Here is a 19,031-nt window from a genome sequence, read left to right on the forward strand (position 1 = left end):
GCATGCAAGGAGTTATTCAGAGGTTCCCTTGCTACTGCACCCATTCGCGTTTGACCCGGATAGCGGTACTGCGTGCCTTGACGTGATGCTGCCGTGCCTCGCAATGGGCGCGCGTCAGGGCGGCGCCAAACAACAGGATCATTGAGGAGTAGTAAACCCACATCAACAGTACCACCAATGAGCCTGCAGCCCCGTAGGTGGAGGCGGTGGCGGTGTGTGCCAGATACAACCCGATCAGGGCGCGACCTACGGAGAAAAGCACCGCGGTGATCAGGGCCGCTGGCATCACATCCCGCCAGCCCAGTACCACATCGGGGAGCACCCGGAACATGGTGCCGAACAGCAAGGCGATGACACCAAGAGATACCAGCATTTCCAGGGCCACCGCGAGGCCACCGTGAAAAGGCAGCCAGTGCTCGGCATAGACCAGCAGGGATTGCACAACCACATTCAGCAATAGCGACACCAGCAGCACGAACCCCAATGACACCACCACGGTCAGTGACAGCAGCCGGCTTTTGATCAGCGCGATGATGGTATTGCGTGAAGGTTTGGGCATGACCTCCCAGATGGAGTTCATGGAACGCTGCATTTGCGCAAACACGGTGGTGGCCCCCACTACCATCACAAGCAGGCTGAGCAACCCTGCCAGCATGCCCTGGCGGGGTGTCTGGGTATTGGCGATGGCGTTGCGGACTTCTGCAGTGGCGGCGGGGCCGATGGTGCTTTCCAGCTGGGACAGGATTTCTGTCATGGCCGCGTCGCTGGTCATTACCAGTGAAATGACTTTGACGGCAAGGATAATGACCGGGGCAATGGAGAACAGGGTGAAAAACGCCAGTGACCCGGCGTAACTGCCGGCATTGCCCTCCAGCCACAGGGTGGCGCTGCGTTTGAGAATGCCGAACCAGTAGAGAAGAGTGTCTTTCATCGAGCCACCGTCGTCCATGAACCTTGGGCAGTGTAGCGGGGGGGAGAGACGGCTGCCAAGATTTCACCGTAGGAGCCGGTTATTCGCTCCGCTCACCCTTCGGGCCGCCCTGCGGGCGTTCCTTCGCTACGCTCGGTGGCGGCGCGATAAAAAGCGTTAGAAGAATATGTCTCCACAGAGGACACAGAGTTCGCCGAGGGAAAATGGGTTTTCTCTGTGTGCGGTGTGGCTAAAGTGTTTTTGATCCTGGGTAGGTTTCGCGCCGCCAGCGACGCTCCTACGGCAAGGTGTGTAAGGCCGAAGGAGCGTGGGGGTTTTAGTGCAGCTTGAGTCGCGGGCGTACCAGTTTGTTGAAGCGACCGGCGATCAGCAACATGATGGTGCGTGGCCAGCCGTAGAGCGCGGCTTGATGCATCCGGTACAGGCTGATGTACATCATCCGGGCCAGCCAGCCTTCCACAAAGAAGTTACCGCCTTTCAGGTTGCCCATCAGCATGCCCACCGAGCTGTAGTTGGACAGGGAGACCAGCGAGCCGTGATCCTTGTATTCGAACGGTCGGGGCTCGCGGTGCATCAGTAATTGCTGAAGGCTGCGCGCCACGTGTTGGGCCATTTGCTGGGCGGATTGGGCTCGCGGGGGGATCGGTCGCTCTGCCCCTTCCGGAATCAGGAAGGCCGCGTCGCCAATGATGAAGATGTTCTTGTGGCCCTTGGCTTGCAGTGTCGGCTCCACTTCCACCTGGTTGATACGATTGGTGGTCAGGCCCTCAATCTGTCCCAGCCATTGCGGGCACTTCACGCCAGCCGCCCAGACCAGCAAGTCGGCCTTGATGGGGTCGCCATCTTTGGGCACGAACGCCTCTTCCGTGGCTTCGGACACCATGACGCCGGTGCGCACTTTCACCCCCAGGGATTCCAGCCGCTCGGTGGCGGTGGCAGAGACCCGCTCACTGAGGACCGGCAGGATGCGTGGGGCGGCTTCAATGATGTCGACCTGCAGGTGCTTGCGGTCCAGCTTCTCGTGACCGTAGAAGTTGAGCATGGACACGGCATGGTGCAGCTCGGCGGCCAGTTCCACGCCGGTGGCGCCGCCACCGACAATGGCAACCGACACCGGCTTGCCTTCGTAGTTGGCGTGCAGGCAGGCGTTCAGGAAGCGCTCGCGAAAGCGCTCGGCCTGGGCGCGGCTGTCCATGAACAGGCAGTTGTCCCGTACCCCGGGGGTGCCAAAGTCGTTGCTCTGGCTACCGGTGGCCAGCACCAGGTAGTCGTAGTCGAGAGTCCGCTCGGGCAGCACTTCCTTGCCGTGTTCATCAAACAGCGGCGCCAGGGTCAGCTGCTGACCGGCGGCATCCACCTGGGTCAGGGTGCCAGGTTCGAAGCGGTAATGATTAAGCTGGGCGTGGGCGCGGTAGTCCACCGCATCCAGGTCCGCGTCAATGGCGCCAGTGGCGACTTCATGGAAGCGCGGTTTCCAGACATGGATGCTGGAGGAATCCACCAGGGTGACGTCCGCTGTGCCGTTGTGGCCGAGCTTGCGGCCCAGTTTGGTGACCAGAGGCAGGCCGCCGGCACCGCCGCCAACGACAACAATTTTGGGTTTGCTCATTGAAGCTCCTGTCGGGCTCTCCGGTTAGCGTGGAGCAGCCAGTCAAATTCATGTGTCGTTTCTGAATTATTCTTCAAAGGCAGGCCCTTGTGGGGCGGCCGGCGCAGACCTTCCCTGTGCCGGAAATGCAAAGTCTGAGCCAGCGTGGTGCTTCGGTCCAGACCGGAAAATTCCCTATCTTCCCGTGCACACGGGTCTGTGTGCCGGGCGATAATGAAAAAGCCCGCCGGTGGCGGGCTTTTTCAGCGATTCACACCACTCAGGCCTTGGGGCCAGCGGCGCGGATCTCGTCGGACACATCCGCGTACTTGTCGGCAAAGTTCTTTTCGAACTGCTCGGCCAGGTCGCGGGCGCGTGCTTCGTAGTTTTCCGGGTTGGCCCAGGTGTTCTTGGGCTGCAGCAGGTTGCTGTCGACGCCGGGGACGACTTTGGGGACGTCCAGGTTGATGATGTCCAGGTGCTCGGTTTCGGCATTGTCCAGCTCGCCGGACAGGATGGCGTTGACCACACCACGGGTGGTGGGGATGCTGAAACGCTCGCCTTCACCGTAGGGGCCGCCGGTCCAGCCGGTGTTCACCAGGTAGACGGTAGAGCCGAATTCTTCCATGCGCTTGATCAGCAGCTCGGCGTATTCGCCGGCACGACGGGGGAAGAACGGTGCGCCGAAGCAGGTAGAGAAGGTGCTCTTGATGCCGCCACCAGAGCCCATTTCCGTGGAGCCCACCAGTGCGGTGTAGCCACTCAGGAAGTGGTAGGCCGCGGCTTCCTTGGACAGCTTGGAGACAGGCGGCAGTACGCCGGTCAGGTCGCAGGTCAGGAAGATGATGTGCTTGGGCTCACCGGCACGGTTTTCATCGACTTTCTTGTCGATGTTTTCCAGCGGGTAGGCCGCACGGGTGTTCTGGGTCAGGGAGACGTCTGCATAGTCGGCAGTGCGGGTTTCGTCATTGATGATGACGTTTTCCAGTACCGCGCCGAACTTGATGGCATCCCAGATAACCGGCTCGTTCTTCTGGCTCAGGTCGATACACTTGGCGTAGCAACCCCCTTCGATGTTGAAGACTACATCCTTGCCCCAGCCGTGCTCATCGTCACCGATCAGATAACGGGCCGGGTCGGCGGACAGGGTGGTTTTACCGGTGCCGGACAGGCCGAAGAACAGGGCCACGTCGCCGTCTTCGCCGACGTTGGCAGAGCAGTGCATCGGCAGTACGTCTTTTTCCGGCAGCAGGAAGTTCTGCACGGAGAACATGGCTTTTTTCATTTCACCGGCGTAACGCATGCCGGCGATCAGGATCTTGCGCTGGGCGAAGTTGAGGATCACGCAGCCATCGGAATTGGTGCCATCACGCTCCGGCTCACACTGGAACTGCGGGGCGTGCAGGATCTGCCATTCTTCCTTGCTGCGCGGATTGTACTTCTCCGGGCGAATGAACATGGTATTGGCGAACAGATTGTGCCACGCGGTTTGCGCAGTCACTTTTACGGCCAGGTAATGATCCGCGTCGGCACCCACGTGCAGGTGGGAAACAAAGGTGTCGGTTTCCGCGGTGGCGGCGGCGACACGGTCCCACAGGGCGTCGAACTTGTCAGCGGGGAACGGGCGGTTAATGGCGCCCCAGTGGATGTGCTCGCTGGTGCTGGGCTCATCGACAATGTAACGGTCCATCGGGGAACGACCTGTGCGGTGGCCGGTTTCCACTACCAGGGCGCCGGTATCGGACAGGCGGCCTTCGTTACGCTGGACAGCCAGCTCTACCAGCTGGGCCGGGCTGAGGTCGTTATAAACAATCGGGTCGGTCATGGTCATTCCTGGGCTCGTAGCCGTGGTGGGCGAGGTGTGCCACACCGGGTTCGCATTGCGGGTAACAGTGCCGGTCTCGTGCCCGTGACTGCCACCGGGCAAGACCAAAAGGGACTGATGGGACCCCACCAGTCAGCACAGGCGCGCGATTATGCCAGAAAAGAGAATTAGTGGCGATTCCCCTTCGGACTGATGGGTCACGCGCTAAAGGCAGTGAATAGTTAACAGTTAACAGTGAATAGTGCGCGGTTTTGGGCCGTCAGGCCCTGAAATGCCGGAGGCCACGCCGATGAGTGGGCGCGGCCTCCGGGGTTGGGAACCCCTGGACGAGGTTCGCGTCGCTTTTCACTGTTCACTATTAACTGCTTTCCCTGATCATCTCCGCCAGATCCACCGCATCGAAGGTTTCCTGGTGGCGGCAGAAGTCGCAGGTGAGGGTGACCTCGCCGTCTTCGTCCAGCAGGGTCTGCAGTTCCTGGTTGCCGAGGGACAGCAGGGCGTTACGGTTGCGTTCGCGGGTGCAGGTGCAGCCGAATTGCAGGGCCTGGGCGTCCGGGAGCTGGGGCGGCGTGTCGTGGAACAGGCGATGGAGGATGGTCTGGTCGTCCAGATTGAGCAGTTCTTCCAGCGTCAGGGTGGTGGCCAGGGCCTCAAGGTGCTCCCACATCTGGGCGTTGGCATCGGTGCCGGCAAGCTGGTTGGGCAGGCGCTGCAGCAATAGTCCGGCGGCGCGATTGTTCCCGCTGGCCAACCACAGCCGGGTGGGCAGCTGCTCGGATTGCCGGAAGTACGCTTCCAGGCACTGGGCCAGGGTGTCGCCGGTGAGCGGGACGATGCCCTGATATTGCTGGCCTTGCTCGGGAATGATGGTGATCACCATGTTGCCGTCGCCGATCAGGGTACGGACATCGCCCTGGCTCCAGTCCTGACCATCACTGTGGCGGGCCACCGCACGCAGCTCGCCCTCATTGGTGCATTCGGCCAGCAGCAGGGATACCGGGCCATGGCCCTGGGCCTGCAGGGCAAGGCGCCCCTTGAACTTGAGGGTGCTGGCCAGCAGGGCCACGGCGGCCACTGCTTCACCGATCAGCCCTTGCACGGGCAGTGGGTAGTTGTGCCCTTCAATAATCCGGCTGACGCTGCTTTCTACCTGTACCAGTTCTCCGCGGATGTCGGAGTCAGGGAAAAGAAAGCGCTGCTTGTGGTCTTGCATGTTGCTGTCCTGAGTCGGGTTTTCACGGGGGAGGCCGCCGCGAAAAGGTTATTCCAGATTGTCTCGTCGGAAGCGCTGGATATCCCGGCGCTCCTTCTTGCTGGGTTTATGGTCGGGTGCGGCTGCGGCTGCCCGGGCCAGTTTGCGCTGTTCGCTGTTCATTTCCCGTTTGGCCACACTCTCCGGGGTTTCCACGTAGAGGGTCTGGGCCACTTTGGCCGGGCCGCGCTTGCTGCTCAGGTCGCGAACGATGACCTCAAAATGTTCAGTGCCCTTGGTAATGGTAACGGTCTGACCGGGCTGCACCGCCTTACTGGGCTTGGTGCGGCTGCCGTCGATATGAACCTTGCCGCCCTCAATGGCGGTTTTGGCCAGGGTGCGGGTCTTGAAGAAGCGGGCGGCCCACAGCCAGGAATCAATGCGTACGCTTTCCATCCGTCTCTCTGTCAGGCCGGTGTATTCAGGGAAGTACCGACGCAAAGTCATCAATGGCCACAAACGGGTCGGTGTGCTCGCGCCGTGGCAGGCTGGAATCCGGGTGCAAGATGCTGACCGGTTGCCCGATACCGTATAGCTGCGCGCTGTGCAGCACTGGCAGGGAGTCATCCACCAGCAGCGCTTTGGCCGGATCGAACGGCAAGTGTCGCTGCAAATGCTGCCAGAACGACTGGGCTTCCTTGGGGTGGCCATAGTCGTGGCTGGATACCAGCTCATGGAAATAACGGTCGATGCCGGTCTGTTCCAGCTTCACGTCCAGGGCGTCGCGGTGGGCATTGGTCACCATGACGATCTGCTTGCCGGACTCCTGCAACCGCTGCAGAAAGGTTTCCGCTCCGGGTCGCACCGAGATGCGGTCACGGGCCTCTCTTTTCAAGCGGGCGATTTCCAGCCCGAGCTCAGCAGTCCAGAAATCCAGACAGTACCAGTTGAGGGTGCCCTGATGGCTGGCGATCCAGTCGTGGATGATGCGGTCAGCTTCCTCCTGGTCCAGGCCCAGTTGGCGGGCGTAACAGTAGGGTACGTGGCGCTGCCAGAACCAGTTGTCGAACTGGAGATCCAGCAGGGTACCGTCCATATCCAGTAACACAGTGTCGACAGAATGCCAGTCAATCATGAATTTCCTGCGGGTTCGGGTTAGTCTTGCCGTCCGGAAGGTGTCGTCGTTCTGAGGTAATTATGGATGAGAAACCGGAGATTCTCGACACCCGGCTGGTGGCCAAGAGTCGTCTGTTCGGGATTGAGGAGCTGCATTTGCGCTTCCGCAACGGGGTGGAGCGGACCTATGAACGGTTGCGCACGCCGCCAATCGCGGCGGTAATGATGGTCCCGTTGCTGGATGACGAGACGGTGGTACTGATCCGTGAATACGGTGCCGGCACCGAAAGCTATGAGTTGACCTTGCCCAAGGGGGCTTACGAGCATGGTGAAGACTGGCGTGATGCGGCTAACCGGGAATTAAAGGAAGAGGCCGGTTACGGCGCCCGCAAACTTACCCTGATGAAAGAGCTGACCCTGTCGCCGGGATACATGGGGCACCGTATCAAGGTGGTGCTGGCCGAGGATCTGTACGCGGAATCCCTGCCTGGCGACGAGCCTGAGGAATTGGAAGTGGTGCCCTGGAAGCTCACTGAACTGGACCGACTGATCGAGCGGGATGATGTGACCGAGGCGCGTGTGATCGCAGCGTTGCTGATGACAAAGCGGTTGTTGGAGAAGAGATAGCTGTGAGCGTTGAGCTACAAGCTACAAGCTACAAGCTACAAGCTACAAGCTACAAGCGGCAACGCGGAGATGAGCCCGGCACGGACTGAAAACTATTGGCTCCGCGCTGCAGCTTGAAGCTTGCCGCTCAGACATGAACTTGAACAAAGGAAAACCAGAAAATGACCGACTTTAATGCCCTGCTGAACCCGCTTGCCGATATCGCCCGTGAGGCGGGACAAGCCATCCTTGAAGTGTACGAGCGGGATGACCTGGGCGTGGAAACCAAGGATGACAAGTCCCCGATTACCGAAGCCGACAAGGCCGCCCATGAAATTATTGAGGCACGCCTGAAAGCGCTGACGCCGGATATCCCTGTGTACTCAGAAGAATCGGGTGATATCCCTTATGGCGAGCGTAAGGACTGGCCACAGTTCTGGCTGGTGGATCCGCTCGATGGCACCAAGGAGTTCATCAAACGCAATGGCGAGTTCACGGTGAATATTGCGCTGGTTCGCGCCGACACTCCGGTGCTGGGAGTGGTGCATGTGCCGGTGACTGGTGTGACCTACCTGGGTGGTGAAGGCGTGGGCGCCTTCAAGGAAGACGCCGGTGAGCGTAAAACGATTGCCTGTCGTGCCCGCACTACGCCGGTGGTCATGGTGGCCAGCCGCAGCCATGGCGGTGAAGCGGTGGAAAAACTGGAAGCCTTCATTCGTGAAGAAGTGGGTGAGGTGGAGCGTGCCTCCATGGGCTCATCGCTGAAACTGTGCCTGGTGGCCGAGGGTAGCGCAGACATCTACCCGCGACTGGCGCCGACCAGTGAATGGGATACCGCCGCGGCCCATGCGGTGGTGACGGCCGCTGGCGGTGTGGTGGTGAATACCGCATTCGAACCGCTGCAGTACAACAAGGAAGATATTCTCAATCCGTTCTTCCTGGTGCTGGGCCAGAGCGTAGAAGAATGGCGCTTTATTGCCCCTGCGATTGAAGGTTAGTGTGCATCACAGAGGTCACTGAAAGCACAGGGAAGAGCCCTTCGTGTTTTTCTTTTTTCGGTGAACTCTGTGGTCTCTGTGGATAGCAGTGTTATCTGCCCTGAATATGGAGCAAGCCATGAGTGAAAAGCGTGAGCTGCGATTTGTCAGCGCGGGTCAGTCCTGTCGCGGGGATCTTTATCTCCCTTCCGGGAAGGGGCCCTTCCTGACGGTGGTCATGGGGCACGGGTTTGGCCTGACCAAGGCCTGTGGTCTGGATCCGTTTCGGGATGCTTTCGTTGAAGCCGGCTACGCGGTGTTCCTGTTTGATTACCGTCATTTCGGTGAAAGCGAGGGCGTGCCTCGGCAGGTACTGATGCCAAACCGGGAGGTAGCAGATTGGCAAGCCGCGCTGGCCTGTGTGCGCAAGCAGTCGGAGGTGGATAACCAGCGCATTGTGCTCTGGGGGACCTCCTTCGGTGGCGGACTGGTGACGGCTGTGGCGGGGCGAGAGCCGGTCGCAGGCATTATTGCTCAGTGCCCGATGATGGATGGGCTGGCGTCGGTACTGGAAGTGATTCGCTATGCCGGTATTGGTCAGGCGTTGAAGCTGACTGGGGCGGGGCTGCTGGATGTTGCTCGTAGCGCGGTAGGGATGGAGCCGCACCTGATTCCCTCAGCAGGCAAACCGGGGGAGCTGGCGGCCATGAGCAGCCATGATGCCTGGGAAGGGTATACCGCCCTGATGCCCGGCGAGGTGCCTAACGAGGTGGCTGCGCGCATTGCGTTGGTACTGCCGTTGTTCCGTCCGGTTATGCAGGCCAGCAAGGTGACCTGCCCGGCACTGGTGTTGATCTGTGAGAAAGATACCGTAGCCCCGGCTTCGTCAGCAGAAAAGGCCGTGTTGGCTATGGCGCAACCCACGGTAAAACGTTATCCGGTGGGTCACTTTGATGTTTATCAAGGAGACGCGCGCGCTGTTAGCCTGAATGATCAGTTGGCGTTTCTGGCAGGCTTGGCCGGCGAGGGTTAGCCCGCAAGCAGGGACAGAAAGCTGCCGGTCAGATTGTCAGAGGCGACTACCGCGCTGGTGGCAATCATGCTCAGGTTGATGCAGGGCATGATCAGGCCGATGGCAATCAGGTTGACGGCGGCGGGCTGGCGGATGCGGCCAAACCACAACAGCACAGACAGCAGCACAGAAAAGGTCAGCGGGAGGGTGAGCCAGGGGTGCTCGGTGGTCACCGTCCAGAGAGTGGCAAGCTCCATAATTCAGTTCCCTTCTTTATTCTTTTTTTCATGGTTATCAGGACTCTCCCCCAGAGAGTCCTGCGCAGTATGCAGGAGCTTTTTGTGGCGCCAGTGTGCCGTTGATCACAATTCCATGATGGCGTCCTGACATTGGATCGAGCGTGCCAGCTTTTTTATGAAAAAACGGGAATAAGAAATACGAAAAAAACTGAAAAGGGAGACCTTAAAAAGTTTTTTTCAGCTTTGAGGAAGGCTTGCGAGGACTGTACTGGTCAGACGTCGGAAGTCTGACGCACTAACCAAACCCGCCTGGGTACGGAACACCGAGCTTGTAATGCAGGTGTGGTGTTGTAGCAGGTCAATTGAGTAAGGTGGTTCGCGAGTTTGGGGTGACAGGTTTTGGCCTTTCGCGTCAGACGTCCGACTTCAGACGTCTGTCCCACCTGTTTTCCCGCTAATCCGCGATGAACCCTAAAAAGATAGCGTCAGCTGTTCTGTCAGCATGTTGCCGGCCATGATCGCCAGCGGCCCCAGTAACGCCAGTTGAAGGGAAGGTAGTAGCAAGGCCATGAGCAGAAAGTTCTCGGTGCGGCGGGGGAAGCGGCCGAACCAGATCGCCGTGCTGGTTAACAGGGAAAAAATGAGGGGCGCAAGCAGCCAAGGGTGAAGGGTGGCGGTACTCCACCAGTCATTCAGTAGCATCGAAATTGTTCCTGTCTGGACGTTGGTGAACCCCCCCGGCCACAACGCAGCAGGGAATGTAACGGCATTGTTAACGAGGCAAAAATGCATCCTTGCTATGAGGGCAACAGGCATTGCCTTTCACCTACCAGGAATGGAGATATCCCATGAGAGGGTTGTTGGCAGGGGTGTTGTTCTGTCTCGCCGCTGCCGTGCAGGCGGCAGATTTCAACTATTCTCTTGAGCAGTTTGCGCTGATATCCGGTTATGAAGGGTGTGTGCGTCAACTTGGCAGTGGCATGAGTGCGGGGCAACGAGATGCTCTCAGCGATACCTTGCTCCGTGGCAAGGGGATCAGCTACCAGCCGCGTCGGGTCGCTAACGACCGGCGGTTATGGGCCTACCCGGAGTATGCCAACCAGCGTCGCTTGCTCGGCTACATGACCGAAGCCTACCGGCAGGAGTGCCTGGAGCAGAATCAGGGCCGCTATTGAGTCTTGTCCGACAACCGGGTGGCCTGATCTGACCACCCGGAAAGCCTTTCAAAGCCCAGTAAATCTGTCGCTTACGCCTGTCCACGGTCCGCAGCGGCACGGAAACCGGGCTCCACAGCCAATCGACTGTCCCGTTCGGGGCTTTTACCTACTGCCGGGTAGGGCTATTCTGGGCTCCTGTTAATTGTGACATTGATCAATGTCAATGTTTGCGCGGCTGAGACCAGGCAGCCTGTTGCCAGAGGTAAACGATATGTCCAACAACCATTTTGATGTCCTGATTATTGGTGCCGGCCTTTCCGGCATTGGCGCAGCGTGCCACCTGACCCGCAAGTGCCCGAATCATACCTATGCCATTATCGAGCGCCGTGAGCGCATTGGTGGCACTTGGGATCTGTTCAAGTATCCCGGTATCCGGTCAGACTCCGATATGTTCACTCTCGGCTACAGCTTCCGTCCCTGGACCGAATCCAAGGTGCTTGCCGACGGCGCATCCATCCGTAATTACGTGGAAGACACGGCAAAAGAATACGGCGTAACCCGTCATATTCGTTTCGGACGCAAGGTCGTGACCGCCAACTGGTCCAGTGCTGACAAACGCTGGACGGTGGAAACCACTCATGAAGACAGTGGTGAAACCGAAACCTTTACGGCCAACTTCCTGTTCTCCTGCACCGGTTACTACAACTACGACCAGGGCTTCCGTCCGGACTTCCCGGGGGAAGACAGCTTCAAGGGGCAGATCATTCATCCGCAGCATTGGCCCGAGGATCTGCAATGTCAGGGCAAGAAGGTCGTGGTAATCGGTTCTGGTGCCACCGCGGTCACCCTTGTGCCGGCCATGGCCAAGCTTGGGGCGAAAGTCACCATGCTGCAGCGCTCGCCAACCTACGTAGCCACCGTGCCAGAGCTGGATCCCATTTCTGCCGGGCTGCGCCGTTTCCTGCCGGAGATGGCGGTGTATCGTTTAGCGCGTGCGCGCAATATTGGCCTTCAGCGGATGATATTCAAGCTGGCCAAGCAGCGCCCGAAGCTGGTGCGCCGTGCTCTGCTGGCGGCCGCCCGTCGTCAACTGGGTGATGATTTTGATATGACCCACTTCCGTCCCAGCTATAACCCGTGGGATGAGCGCCTGTGTGCAGTGCCCAATGGCGATTTGTTCAAGAGCCTGCGCAAGGGTGAGTCGGAAGTGGTCACCGACCATATCGACACCTTTACCGAGAAAGGCATCCTGCTGAAGTCCGGCAAAGAGCTGGAGGCGGACATTATCGTCACGGCCACGGGCCTCAACATCCAGATGCTGGGTGGCGTTCAAGGCACCGTTGATGGCAAGCCGGTCAACCCGCAGGACACCATGGTCTATAAAGGGGCGATGTTGAAGGATGTGCCGAACATGGCGCTGATCTTCGGGTATACCAACTCCTCCTGGACTCTGAAGGCGGATCTGGTGTGCGAATATGTCTGTCGTCTGCTCAACCACATGGACAAGACCGGAATCCAGGTGGCCACCCCGCGTGACAACGAGGGCTGTGAGACGGATAACAACTTCCTGGAAATGCAGTCAGGTTACATTCAGCGCGCCACCAACGAACTGCCACGCCAAGGCTCCCGCCAGCCGTGGCAGGTGGTGCAGAACTACTTCTACGATCTGCCACGCTTGAAAGCTGGCGCCATCGAAGACGGGGTGCTGGAGTTTTCTGACCGTAAACCGGCCAGGAAAAAAGGATTGGTGGCCTCCCTGCTGGGAGCCTGATCACCGATCCGGCAAGATCAAAAGGCTGCCCTGGAAACAGGGTGGCCTTTTTTGGGTCCATCGCGGATTAACGGGAATCGTCTACAGAAAACCCCCTTGCCGTAGGAACGTCGCTGGCGGCGCGATAACCCACGTCGTTAAAGACTGATTTACCACAGGGAGGACAGGGCCCACAGAGGAAAACCGTCTTCCTCAGTGAACCCTGTGCCTTCTGTGATGAAAACGCTTTTGATCCAGGCCAGGAATCGCGCCGCGAGCGACGCTCCTACGGCAAACTGGGGGCGACAATTGGCCTATTCCCTCAAATCCGCGATGAACCTTTTATGTTCATCGCGCTGTTGGAGTTCAGGATAGAGGCTGATATCTCGCTCAACTCGTTATGAGTTGCCCTCAAGTTGGCGGCTTTTGATTGCCAAATCCCCTCACCATTGGTAATTTCGCGCCACCTTTTCGGTGCCCGCCCTGAACACGGGATGGGGTAAACGGGAAGTCGGTGATGCCATCTGGTGGAATCCGACGCTGCCCCCGCAACGGTGATTGAGTCAACGACAGTCGAAGTGCCACTGTGCATTATGCATGGGAAGGCGATTGTTGAGAGGTGTCCCCTCGCTCATCAGCCCGGAGACCGGCCGAATTGGAACCAGGCGTTGCGGCGGGCGATGGCGGGGAATCATGGCGTGTCTATCGCCAACCCCATGTTGTGTCTGCCGCGGCTGAATTCAGGCCGTGCGGGTGGGCACGGCAGAGGGGATCACTTCCATGACGTTTCGCTTTCTGGCTGCCGGTGCAGCTGTTTCCTTTTCCCTGTTGCCGCTGGCAGCACACTCTCAATCCTCGGATAGTCCGACCCGGGTTGCCATGCTGGATCCGGTGGTGGTCACGCCCACTCTCGCCAGCCGAACGGCCGACGCGTCGTTGTCTTCGGTGACCGTGGTCGATGAAAAGACGCTACGCGAGCAGCAGCCCACAGACATGGCTGACCTGCTGCGCGGGCAGCCTGGCGTGGATACCACGGGCAATGGTTCCTTTGGCAAGAATGCCAGCGTGTTCATTCGCGGGACCTCCAGTGATGCCACGTTGTTGCTGGTAGATGGGGTGCGTCTGCGCTCGGCGACCGCCGGGAGCCCGGCCTGGCAGTACCTGCCACCGCAAATGATGCAGCGGGTAGAAATTGTGCGTGGGCCGCGGGGGAGTCTCTACGGTGCGGATGCCGTGGGCGGTGTGGTGCAGATTTTTACCCGCGATGAAGGGACCTGGCTGAACATGGGCGGAGGCAGTTTCGACAGCTGGAATCTGGGCGCCGGCAGTTCTATCCGTCACGGTGGCACCACGGCCACCGTAGGCGCAAATTACTTTGATACCGATGGCACCGAGCTGCGAGAAAACAGTGACGACCGTGGTTATGACAATGCCTCCGGACTGCTCAAGCTCAGCCACCAGTTTGGCGACAAGGGTAGCGTAGGGGTGTTCGGTTTCCGTACCGAAGGCAATACCGAATACGAAGGCAGTACTCCGGAAGACCTGCGCGATATCGATTACATGCTGCAGGTGGCCGGGGTGAAAGGGGACCTGTGGCTGACCGACAGTTGGCAGGTCAAGGCCCTGATCAGCGAAGCGAAAGATGAAAGCGAAGATTTCGATGACGGTTTGAGCAATGGCATCTTCGATACCCGCACTCGTACCGCCAACCTGCAGACCGTTTTTGTGGCAGGTGACCACCAGTTCATTGTGGGAGGCGAATACCAGGGTGACGAAATCACCAGCTCCAACGATTACGATGAAACCCGTCGTGACAACAAGGCAGTTTTCGGCCAGGCGCTGTTGAATTTCGGTGCGCTGGATCTTCAGGGTAGCCTGCGCCATGACGACAACGATGCGTTTGGCAGCAAGGTGACCGGTGCCGCGGCGGTGGGCTACAAGCTGGATACCCATCACCGTCTCCGTGCCAGTTATGGCACCGCGTTCAAGGCGCCCACCTTCAACGACCTGTATTTCCCGGACTCGCCGCCGTTCTACTACAGCAACCCGAACCTGAAACCGGAATCCTCCGAAACGGGTGAACTGGGTGTGCGCGGCCAGTACAGTGTGTGGTACTGGGATGCGGCGCTGTATCGCACCAATATTGACGATCTGATCAGTTACGATGCCAGCCGCGGTTCGTCCTTCAATGTGGCCAAGGCTACTGTGGAAGGCGGCGAACTGGCCATGGGCCTGGAATGGCAGCAGTGGCGGGCACAGCTGGCGTTTTCTGCGCTCAAGCCGGAAGACGAAGAGACGGGCAACATCATCGCCCGCCGCGCCCAGCGCATGGGTCGGGTGGATGTGGATCGCCAGATTGGCCAGTTTTCCCTGGGGGGGACCGCCAGCTTCCAGGGTCACCGCTATAACGATGCGGCCAACACCCAGCGTTTGTCCGGCTTCGGTCTGCTGGATCTGCGTGCGGGCTGGGAATTTGCCGAGCACTGGACCGGGCGCGTGGTCGTCGAGAACGTACTCGACAAGGAATATGCCACCGCCCAGAACTTCAGCGGATGGAACTATCTCAACGCCGGGCGTTCGGTAATGGTAAGTGTCAGCTACGATACCCCATAACGGACTGACCGGCGGAGACACCATACCTCTCCGCCTTTGACTGCAGGGTGATGATGACGTTTCGCAGAACGATGTTGATTGGTTTGGTGATGCTGCTTGGCTTGCCGCTACCGGCGATAGCCCGGGTGTGTGTGCAGGACGATGCAAGCCAACGGGTCTGCCTGGAGCAGCCTGCGCGCCGAATCATCGCCCTGTCCCCCGGTGCCACCGAACTGCTGTTTGCCGCCGGGGCCGGGGAGCAACTGGCCGCCGCGGTGAGCTTCAGTGATTATCCGCCCGCGGCGAAGCAGTTGCCCCGGGTGGGGAGCTATCAGCGGCTGGATCTGGAAGCCATCGTGGCCCTCAAGCCGGACCTGATCGTGGCCTGGCGAAGTGGCAACCCCATGGCGGATGTGGCGCGACTTCAGGACATGGGATTCCCGGTCTACATCAGTGAGCCCCGGCAGTTCGAGGATGTGAGCGCCACGCTGGAACGGTTTGGAGTGCTGGCTGGCACTGAATCGGCCGCCCAGGGTGCGGCAAACGGGTTTCGAGCCGGCATTGCCGCCCTGCGCGAGCGTTATGCTGATGCGGCTCCGGTGACGGTGTTCTATCAGGTCTGGGACGACCCACTGATGACAGTCAACGACAGCCACCTGATCAGTGAAGCCATTCGTATCTGTGGCGGCGTCAATGTCTTCGGGGATCTGGACGCCCTGGCCCCGCGTATCAGTCGTGAGGCCGTGCTGGAAAAAAATCCCCAGGCCATCGTGGCGGGCGGAATGGGGGAAGATAACCCGGCCTGGCTGACTCCCTGGAAAGCCTTCCCGTCGATGCTGGCGGTGCAGAAAGGCAACCTCTTCTTTGTGGCTCCTTCCACCTTGCAGCGGCCCTCTCCGCAGATGCTGGCAGGCACCCGCACCCTGTGCCGTCACCTGGATAGCGCCCGTGCCCGGCACTAGGCACCGCCCGCTGCCGGCGTTGGTGGCACTGGGGCTGGCCGGGTTGTTGGCGCTGATGGTGGCGCTGTCGGTGGGCAGTGTCTCGATGTCGCTGCAGGAGTTGTGGGCCGTGTTGCTGGGGCGCGGTAATGCCTTGCATGACACCCTGGTGTTTTCCTTGCGTGCCCCCCGTGCCTTGTCGGCGTTTGCCACCGGCGGCTTGCTGGCGTTGGCTGGGGCGCTGATGCAGGTGCTGTTACGCAATCCTCTGGCAGATCCTTATGTGCTGGGAATTTCCGGCGGTGCCGCAGTGGGGGCGTTGTTGGCCATGCTGCTGGGGCTTGGGACCGTGCTGGTGTCGGGCTCGGCGTTTACGGGAGCACTGCTGTCCACGGTGCTGGTATTTGGTCTGGCTCAGGGACGAGGCAGCTGGACACCCACCCGGTTGCTGCTGACCGGGGTAGTGATTGCAGCCGGCTGGGGGGCGGTGATTACCTTCATGCTGACACTGAGCCCCACGGAAAAACTGCCCGGCATGCTGTACTGGCTGATGGGTGACCTCAGCTATGCGGATTCGCCACAGGTGGCCTGGTTGGTGTTGGTGCCGGCGGTGTTGCTGACCCTGCCGCTGGGGCGCAGCCTGAACGTGCTTGCCCGCGGGCCGTTACAGGCGGCGGCGTTGGGCGTGGCGGTCAAGCCGCTGGAGTGGGGCGTGTATGGGCTGGCCAGCCTGCTCACGGCGGTGGCTGTGACCACCGCAGGCAGTGTCGGTTTTGTGGGGCTGATCGTTCCGCATATGCTGCGGCTGGTGCTGGGCAACGATCAGCGCATCATTCTGCCGGCCAGCGTGCTGGCAGGCGGCGCCCTGCTGACCTTTGCCGACACCCTGGCGCGTACACTGATGGCCCCGGAGCAATTGCCGGTGGGCGTCATCACGGCGCTGTTGGGGGTGCCGACCTTCCTCTTCCTTCTGTACCGGAGCCGCTGATGAGCGTACTCGAAGCCCGGGAGCTGGTGGTGGATATTCCCGGCAGGCAGGGTGGCGATCCATTGACAGCACGGATCCTTCCCGGGCAACGCTGGGGAGTGTTGGGGCCCAATGGGGCAGGCAAGACCAGCTTGCTGCATACCCTGGCCGGGTTGCGGCCGCCGCGTTCCGGCACGGTGCTGGTCGATGGCGAGCCGCTGGCATCGCTGCGCAGACGGACCTTGGCGCAGACCTTGGCGGTGGTGTTTCAGGAGCGACAGGACAGTTTCCCCGCCACCGTACTGGAGACCGTGCTGATCGGCCGTCACCCCTTTCTGTCGCCCTGGCAGCGCGAAGGCGCGGATGATGTGCGGTTGGCCCATCAAGCGCTGGATGCTTTGTCGTTGTCTACCTTGAAGGATCGGCTGGTCAGCACCCTGTCCGGGGGCGAGCGCCAGCGGGTGGCCATTGCCACGGCCCTTACCCAGCAACCGGGGGTCTGGCTGGCAGACGAGCCCACCAACCATCTCGACCTGCATCACCAGGTGGCAGTGATGGAGCTGCTGCACCAGCAGGCGGAGGCCGGCGCGGGGGTGTTCCTGTGTCTGCATGACCTCAATCTGGCTGCGCGCTGGTGTGACCACATTCTGCTGCTCTATCCCGACGGGGAGCTGTGCTTTGGCCCGGCGGATACCATGCTGGTGCCCGAGGCACTGGAACGCCTCTATGACCAGAGCTTGTCGGTGGTCACGGTGAACGGTAAACCGGTGTTCGTGCCGACATGACAGAGACCCCTACGATGACCACGGCTTCTCCCTCATCTGCTTTTCAGGGAACGGTCCCTGCTGCCCTGATCAGTGCGCCGGGGTCGGGGCAGGGCAAGTCGCTGGTGACAGCCGCGCTGGCGCGGCTGCATCGCAATGCCGGCCGGCGTGTGCGGGTGTTCAAATTCGGGCCGGACTATCTGGACCCCATGGTGCTGGAGGTAGCCAGCGGAGCACCGGTCTATCAGTTACAGCCCTGGATGACCGGCGAAGAGGAATGCCGCTGGCGGCTGGCCCAGGCGGCCAGCGAGGCAGACCTGATTCTGGTGGAAGGGGCCATGGGCCTGTTCGATGGCATGCCGTCCAGTGCCGATCTGGCGGTGCTGGCGGGGATCCCGGCGATTCCGGTGATTGATGCCTGGGGGATGGCCCAGACCTTCGGGGCGGTGGCACTGGGGCTGGCCCGGTACCGTGAGGCCTTGCAGGTGACCGAAGTGATTGCCAACCGGGTGGCCAGTGACCGTCACGCGGCCTTGCTGGCGCAAGGGTTGCCCGCGAGCCTGTCGCTGCTGGGGGCGATCCCCCGCCATGAAGCCATGACCCTGCCTGAGCGACACCTCGGTCTGGTACAGGCCGGAGAATTGAGCGATCTGGAGACTCGGCTGGATGAGGCGGCCACGGTACTTGAACAGGCCGGATTGGGGCGGTTGCCCGCGCCGGTAAACTTTTCCGCTCCGCCGCCGGAACCGGTCCCTGCCCTGTTGGCAGGCTGCCGCATTGGTATCGCACGGGATGCGGCCTTCGCGTTCCTGTATCCCGCCAACCTGGACCTGCTGCGCGCCATGGGGGCGGAGCTGGTGTTCTTCTCGCCGTTGGCGGACAGCCGCCTGCCCGCTGTGGATGCGGTGTGGTTGCCGGGCGGTTACCCGGAACTGCACGGGGAAACGCTGGCGAACAATGTCGCCATGCGCCATGCCTTGCAGGCGCACCACCAGGCGGGCAAGCCCCTGCTGGCAGAGTGCGGTGGCTTGATGGCCTGCCTGACAACCCTGGTGGACGGTGAGGGGCGTCAGCATGCCGGATTCGGTTTGCTGCCGGGTACCGCCACCCTGACCCGGAAATTACAGGGGCTGGGCATGCACGCCTGGCATCATGGCGGTGTTCAGCTACGCGGCCACACCTTTCATCACGCCGTGGTGGACACCGCATTGCCTCCCACCTGGCACAGTGAAAAACAATCCGGCACCGGGGGAGAAGCGATCTATCGGCAAGGCCATCTGTTGGCCAGCTTCTTCCACGGTTATTTCCCGTCTGCCCCCTCGCTGGTGGCAGATATCTTTACCGGTCGGTTGACCGCATCGTAATTCACAGACA

18 protein-coding genes and 1 riboswitch are annotated in these 19,031 nt (G+C 60.4%); of the genes, 10 read left to right on the forward strand and 8 right to left on the reverse strand.

The window, feature by feature from the left end:
- Positions 1-31: 31 nt before the first annotated feature.
- The 6 genes from A15D_RS07985 to yrfG all read right to left on the reverse strand — a co-directional run bounded on the left by A15D_RS07985 (position 32) and on the right by yrfG (position 6,671).
- Positions 32-931: a YihY/virulence factor BrkB family protein gene (locus tag A15D_RS07985; RefSeq protein ID WP_102791495.1), complete on the reverse strand. Its 900-nt coding sequence runs from the start codon at positions 929-931 to the stop codon at positions 32-34.
- Positions 932-1,247: 316 nt separating this feature from the next.
- Complete coding sequence (locus tag A15D_RS07990) at positions 1,248-2,540, reverse strand: NAD(P)/FAD-dependent oxidoreductase (RefSeq protein ID WP_102791496.1); 1,293 nt, start codon at positions 2,538-2,540, stop codon at positions 1,248-1,250.
- Positions 2,541-2,799: 259 nt separating this feature from the next.
- Positions 2,800-4,344 carry a phosphoenolpyruvate carboxykinase gene (locus A15D_RS07995; RefSeq protein WP_022984664.1) on the reverse strand — a complete coding sequence of 515 codons (1,545 nt, stop codon included), beginning with the start codon at positions 4,342-4,344 and terminating at the stop codon, positions 2,800-2,802.
- Positions 4,345-4,702: 358 nt separating this feature from the next.
- Positions 4,703-5,557, reverse strand: a complete 855-nt coding sequence (gene hslO / locus A15D_RS08000; protein ID WP_102791497.1) for an Hsp33 family molecular chaperone HslO — start codon at positions 5,555-5,557, stop codon at positions 4,703-4,705.
- A 48-nt stretch (positions 5,558-5,605) separates the two neighbouring features.
- Positions 5,606-5,992 carry an RNA-binding S4 domain-containing protein gene (locus tag A15D_RS08005; protein WP_102791498.1) on the reverse strand — a complete coding sequence of 129 codons (387 nt, stop codon included), beginning with the start codon at positions 5,990-5,992 and terminating at the stop codon, positions 5,606-5,608.
- 25 nt (positions 5,993-6,017) lie between these two features.
- Entirely contained in the window at positions 6,018-6,671 is a 654-nt protein-coding gene (yrfG, locus tag A15D_RS08010; RefSeq protein WP_102791499.1) for a GMP/IMP nucleotidase, read from the reverse strand.
- A 62-nt stretch (positions 6,672-6,733) separates the two neighbouring features.
- Between yrfG and nudE the strand changes: the two genes are divergently transcribed.
- The 3 genes from nudE (at position 6,734) to A15D_RS08025 (ending at position 9,268) form a co-directional block, all read left to right on the forward strand.
- Positions 6,734-7,279 (forward strand): ADP compounds hydrolase NudE, encoded by a 546-nt coding sequence (gene nudE / locus A15D_RS08015; protein WP_102791500.1) that lies wholly within the window; start codon positions 6,734-6,736, stop codon positions 7,277-7,279.
- 161 nt (positions 7,280-7,440) lie between these two features.
- The gene (gene cysQ / locus A15D_RS08020; RefSeq protein WP_102791501.1) at positions 7,441-8,256 is read left to right on the forward strand and encodes a 3'(2'),5'-bisphosphate nucleotidase CysQ; all 816 of its coding nucleotides are present in this window, start codon (positions 7,441-7,443) and stop codon (positions 8,254-8,256) included.
- A gap of 118 nt (positions 8,257-8,374) precedes the next feature.
- Positions 8,375-9,268 (forward strand): alpha/beta hydrolase, encoded by an 894-nt coding sequence (locus A15D_RS08025; protein ID WP_102791502.1) that lies wholly within the window; start codon positions 8,375-8,377, stop codon positions 9,266-9,268.
- On the opposite strand, the gene A15D_RS08030 is transcribed toward A15D_RS08025, so the two are convergent.
- Complete coding sequence (locus A15D_RS08030) at positions 9,265-9,504, reverse strand: hypothetical protein (protein ID WP_102791503.1); 240 nt, start codon at positions 9,502-9,504, stop codon at positions 9,265-9,267. The two genes, A15D_RS08025 and A15D_RS08030, sit on opposite strands and share 4 nt — an antisense overlap.
- Positions 9,505-9,957: 453 nt before the next feature.
- Positions 9,958-10,188 (reverse strand): hypothetical protein, encoded by a 231-nt coding sequence (locus A15D_RS08035; RefSeq protein WP_102791504.1) that lies wholly within the window; start codon positions 10,186-10,188, stop codon positions 9,958-9,960.
- Between the two features lie 146 nt (positions 10,189-10,334).
- On the opposite strand from A15D_RS08035, the gene A15D_RS08040 reads away from it, so the two are divergent.
- The 7 genes from A15D_RS08040 (at position 10,335) to A15D_RS08070 (ending at position 19,021) form a co-directional block, all read left to right on the forward strand.
- Positions 10,335-10,661, forward strand: coding sequence for a hypothetical protein (locus A15D_RS08040; protein ID WP_102791505.1), 327 nt, complete (start codon positions 10,335-10,337; stop codon positions 10,659-10,661).
- 253 nt (positions 10,662-10,914) lie between these two features.
- Positions 10,915-12,414, forward strand: a complete 1,500-nt coding sequence (locus tag A15D_RS08045; protein WP_102791580.1) for an NAD(P)/FAD-dependent oxidoreductase — start codon at positions 10,915-10,917, stop codon at positions 12,412-12,414.
- 434 nt (positions 12,415-12,848) lie between these two features.
- A riboswitch (cobalamin riboswitch) is annotated at positions 12,849-13,063 on the forward strand.
- Positions 13,064-13,173: 110 nt separating this feature from the next.
- Positions 13,174-15,006: a TonB-dependent receptor domain-containing protein gene (locus A15D_RS08050; protein WP_102791506.1), complete on the forward strand. Its 1,833-nt coding sequence runs from the start codon at positions 13,174-13,176 to the stop codon at positions 15,004-15,006.
- 53 nt (positions 15,007-15,059) lie between these two features.
- Positions 15,060-15,947 (forward strand): cobalamin-binding protein, encoded by an 888-nt coding sequence (locus tag A15D_RS08055; RefSeq protein ID WP_233192161.1) that lies wholly within the window; start codon positions 15,060-15,062, stop codon positions 15,945-15,947.
- Between the two features lie 55 nt (positions 15,948-16,002).
- Positions 16,003-16,914 (forward strand): iron ABC transporter permease, encoded by a 912-nt coding sequence (locus tag A15D_RS08060; RefSeq protein ID WP_102791581.1) that lies wholly within the window; start codon positions 16,003-16,005, stop codon positions 16,912-16,914.
- Positions 16,914-17,678: an ABC transporter ATP-binding protein gene (locus A15D_RS08065; RefSeq protein ID WP_102791508.1), complete on the forward strand. Its 765-nt coding sequence runs from the start codon at positions 16,914-16,916 to the stop codon at positions 17,676-17,678. Before A15D_RS08060 ends, A15D_RS08065 begins: the two co-directional genes overlap by 1 nt.
- The gene (locus tag A15D_RS08070) at positions 17,675-19,021 is read left to right on the forward strand and encodes a cobyrinate a,c-diamide synthase (protein ID WP_233192162.1); all 1,347 of its coding nucleotides are present in this window, start codon (positions 17,675-17,677) and stop codon (positions 19,019-19,021) included. The genes A15D_RS08065 and A15D_RS08070 overlap by 4 nt, the downstream gene beginning before the upstream one ends.
- The last annotated feature ends 10 nt before the right edge of the window (positions 19,022-19,031 follow it).

The organism is Alcanivorax sp. MD8A (genome assembly GCF_002888555.1).
Classification (GTDB): Bacteria; Pseudomonadota; Gammaproteobacteria; order Pseudomonadales; family Alcanivoracaceae; genus Alcanivorax.

Bases quoted from the DNA above. Each gene is read 5' to 3' on its own strand.
- A15D_RS07985 (WP_102791495.1), bottom strand. From the start codon at position 931: ATGAAAGACACTCTTCTCTACTGGTTCGGCATTCTCAAACGCAGCGCC.
- A15D_RS07990 (WP_102791496.1), bottom strand. From the start codon at position 2,540: ATGAGCAAACCCAAAATTGTTGTCGTTGGCGGCGGTGCCGGCGGCCTG.
- A15D_RS07995 (WP_022984664.1), bottom strand. From the start codon at position 4,344: ATGACCGACCCGATTGTTTATAACGACCTCAGCCCGGCCCAGCTGGTA.
- hslO (WP_102791497.1), bottom strand. From the start codon at position 5,557: ATGCAAGACCACAAGCAGCGCTTTCTTTTCCCTGACTCCGACATCCGC.
- A15D_RS08005 (WP_102791498.1), bottom strand. From the start codon at position 5,992: ATGGAAAGCGTACGCATTGATTCCTGGCTGTGGGCCGCCCGCTTCTTC.
- yrfG (WP_102791499.1), bottom strand. From the start codon at position 6,671: ATGATTGACTGGCATTCTGTCGACACTGTGTTACTGGATATGGACGGT.
- nudE (WP_102791500.1), top strand. From the start codon at position 6,734: ATGGATGAGAAACCGGAGATTCTCGACACCCGGCTGGTGGCCAAGAGT.
- cysQ (WP_102791501.1), top strand. From the start codon at position 7,441: ATGACCGACTTTAATGCCCTGCTGAACCCGCTTGCCGATATCGCCCGT.
- A15D_RS08025 (WP_102791502.1), top strand. From the start codon at position 8,375: ATGAGTGAAAAGCGTGAGCTGCGATTTGTCAGCGCGGGTCAGTCCTGT.
- A15D_RS08030 (WP_102791503.1), bottom strand. From the start codon at position 9,504: ATGGAGCTTGCCACTCTCTGGACGGTGACCACCGAGCACCCCTGGCTC.
- A15D_RS08035 (WP_102791504.1), bottom strand. From the start codon at position 10,188: ATGCTACTGAATGACTGGTGGAGTACCGCCACCCTTCACCCTTGGCTG.
- A15D_RS08040 (WP_102791505.1), top strand. From the start codon at position 10,335: ATGAGAGGGTTGTTGGCAGGGGTGTTGTTCTGTCTCGCCGCTGCCGTG.
- A15D_RS08045 (WP_102791580.1), top strand. From the start codon at position 10,915: ATGTCCAACAACCATTTTGATGTCCTGATTATTGGTGCCGGCCTTTCC.
- A15D_RS08050 (WP_102791506.1), top strand. From the start codon at position 13,174: ATGACGTTTCGCTTTCTGGCTGCCGGTGCAGCTGTTTCCTTTTCCCTG.
- A15D_RS08055 (WP_233192161.1), top strand. From the start codon at position 15,060: ATGACGTTTCGCAGAACGATGTTGATTGGTTTGGTGATGCTGCTTGGC.
- A15D_RS08060 (WP_102791581.1), top strand. From the start codon at position 16,003: ATGGTGGCGCTGTCGGTGGGCAGTGTCTCGATGTCGCTGCAGGAGTTG.
- A15D_RS08065 (WP_102791508.1), top strand. From the start codon at position 16,914: ATGAGCGTACTCGAAGCCCGGGAGCTGGTGGTGGATATTCCCGGCAGG.
- A15D_RS08070 (WP_233192162.1), top strand. From the start codon at position 17,675: ATGACAGAGACCCCTACGATGACCACGGCTTCTCCCTCATCTGCTTTT.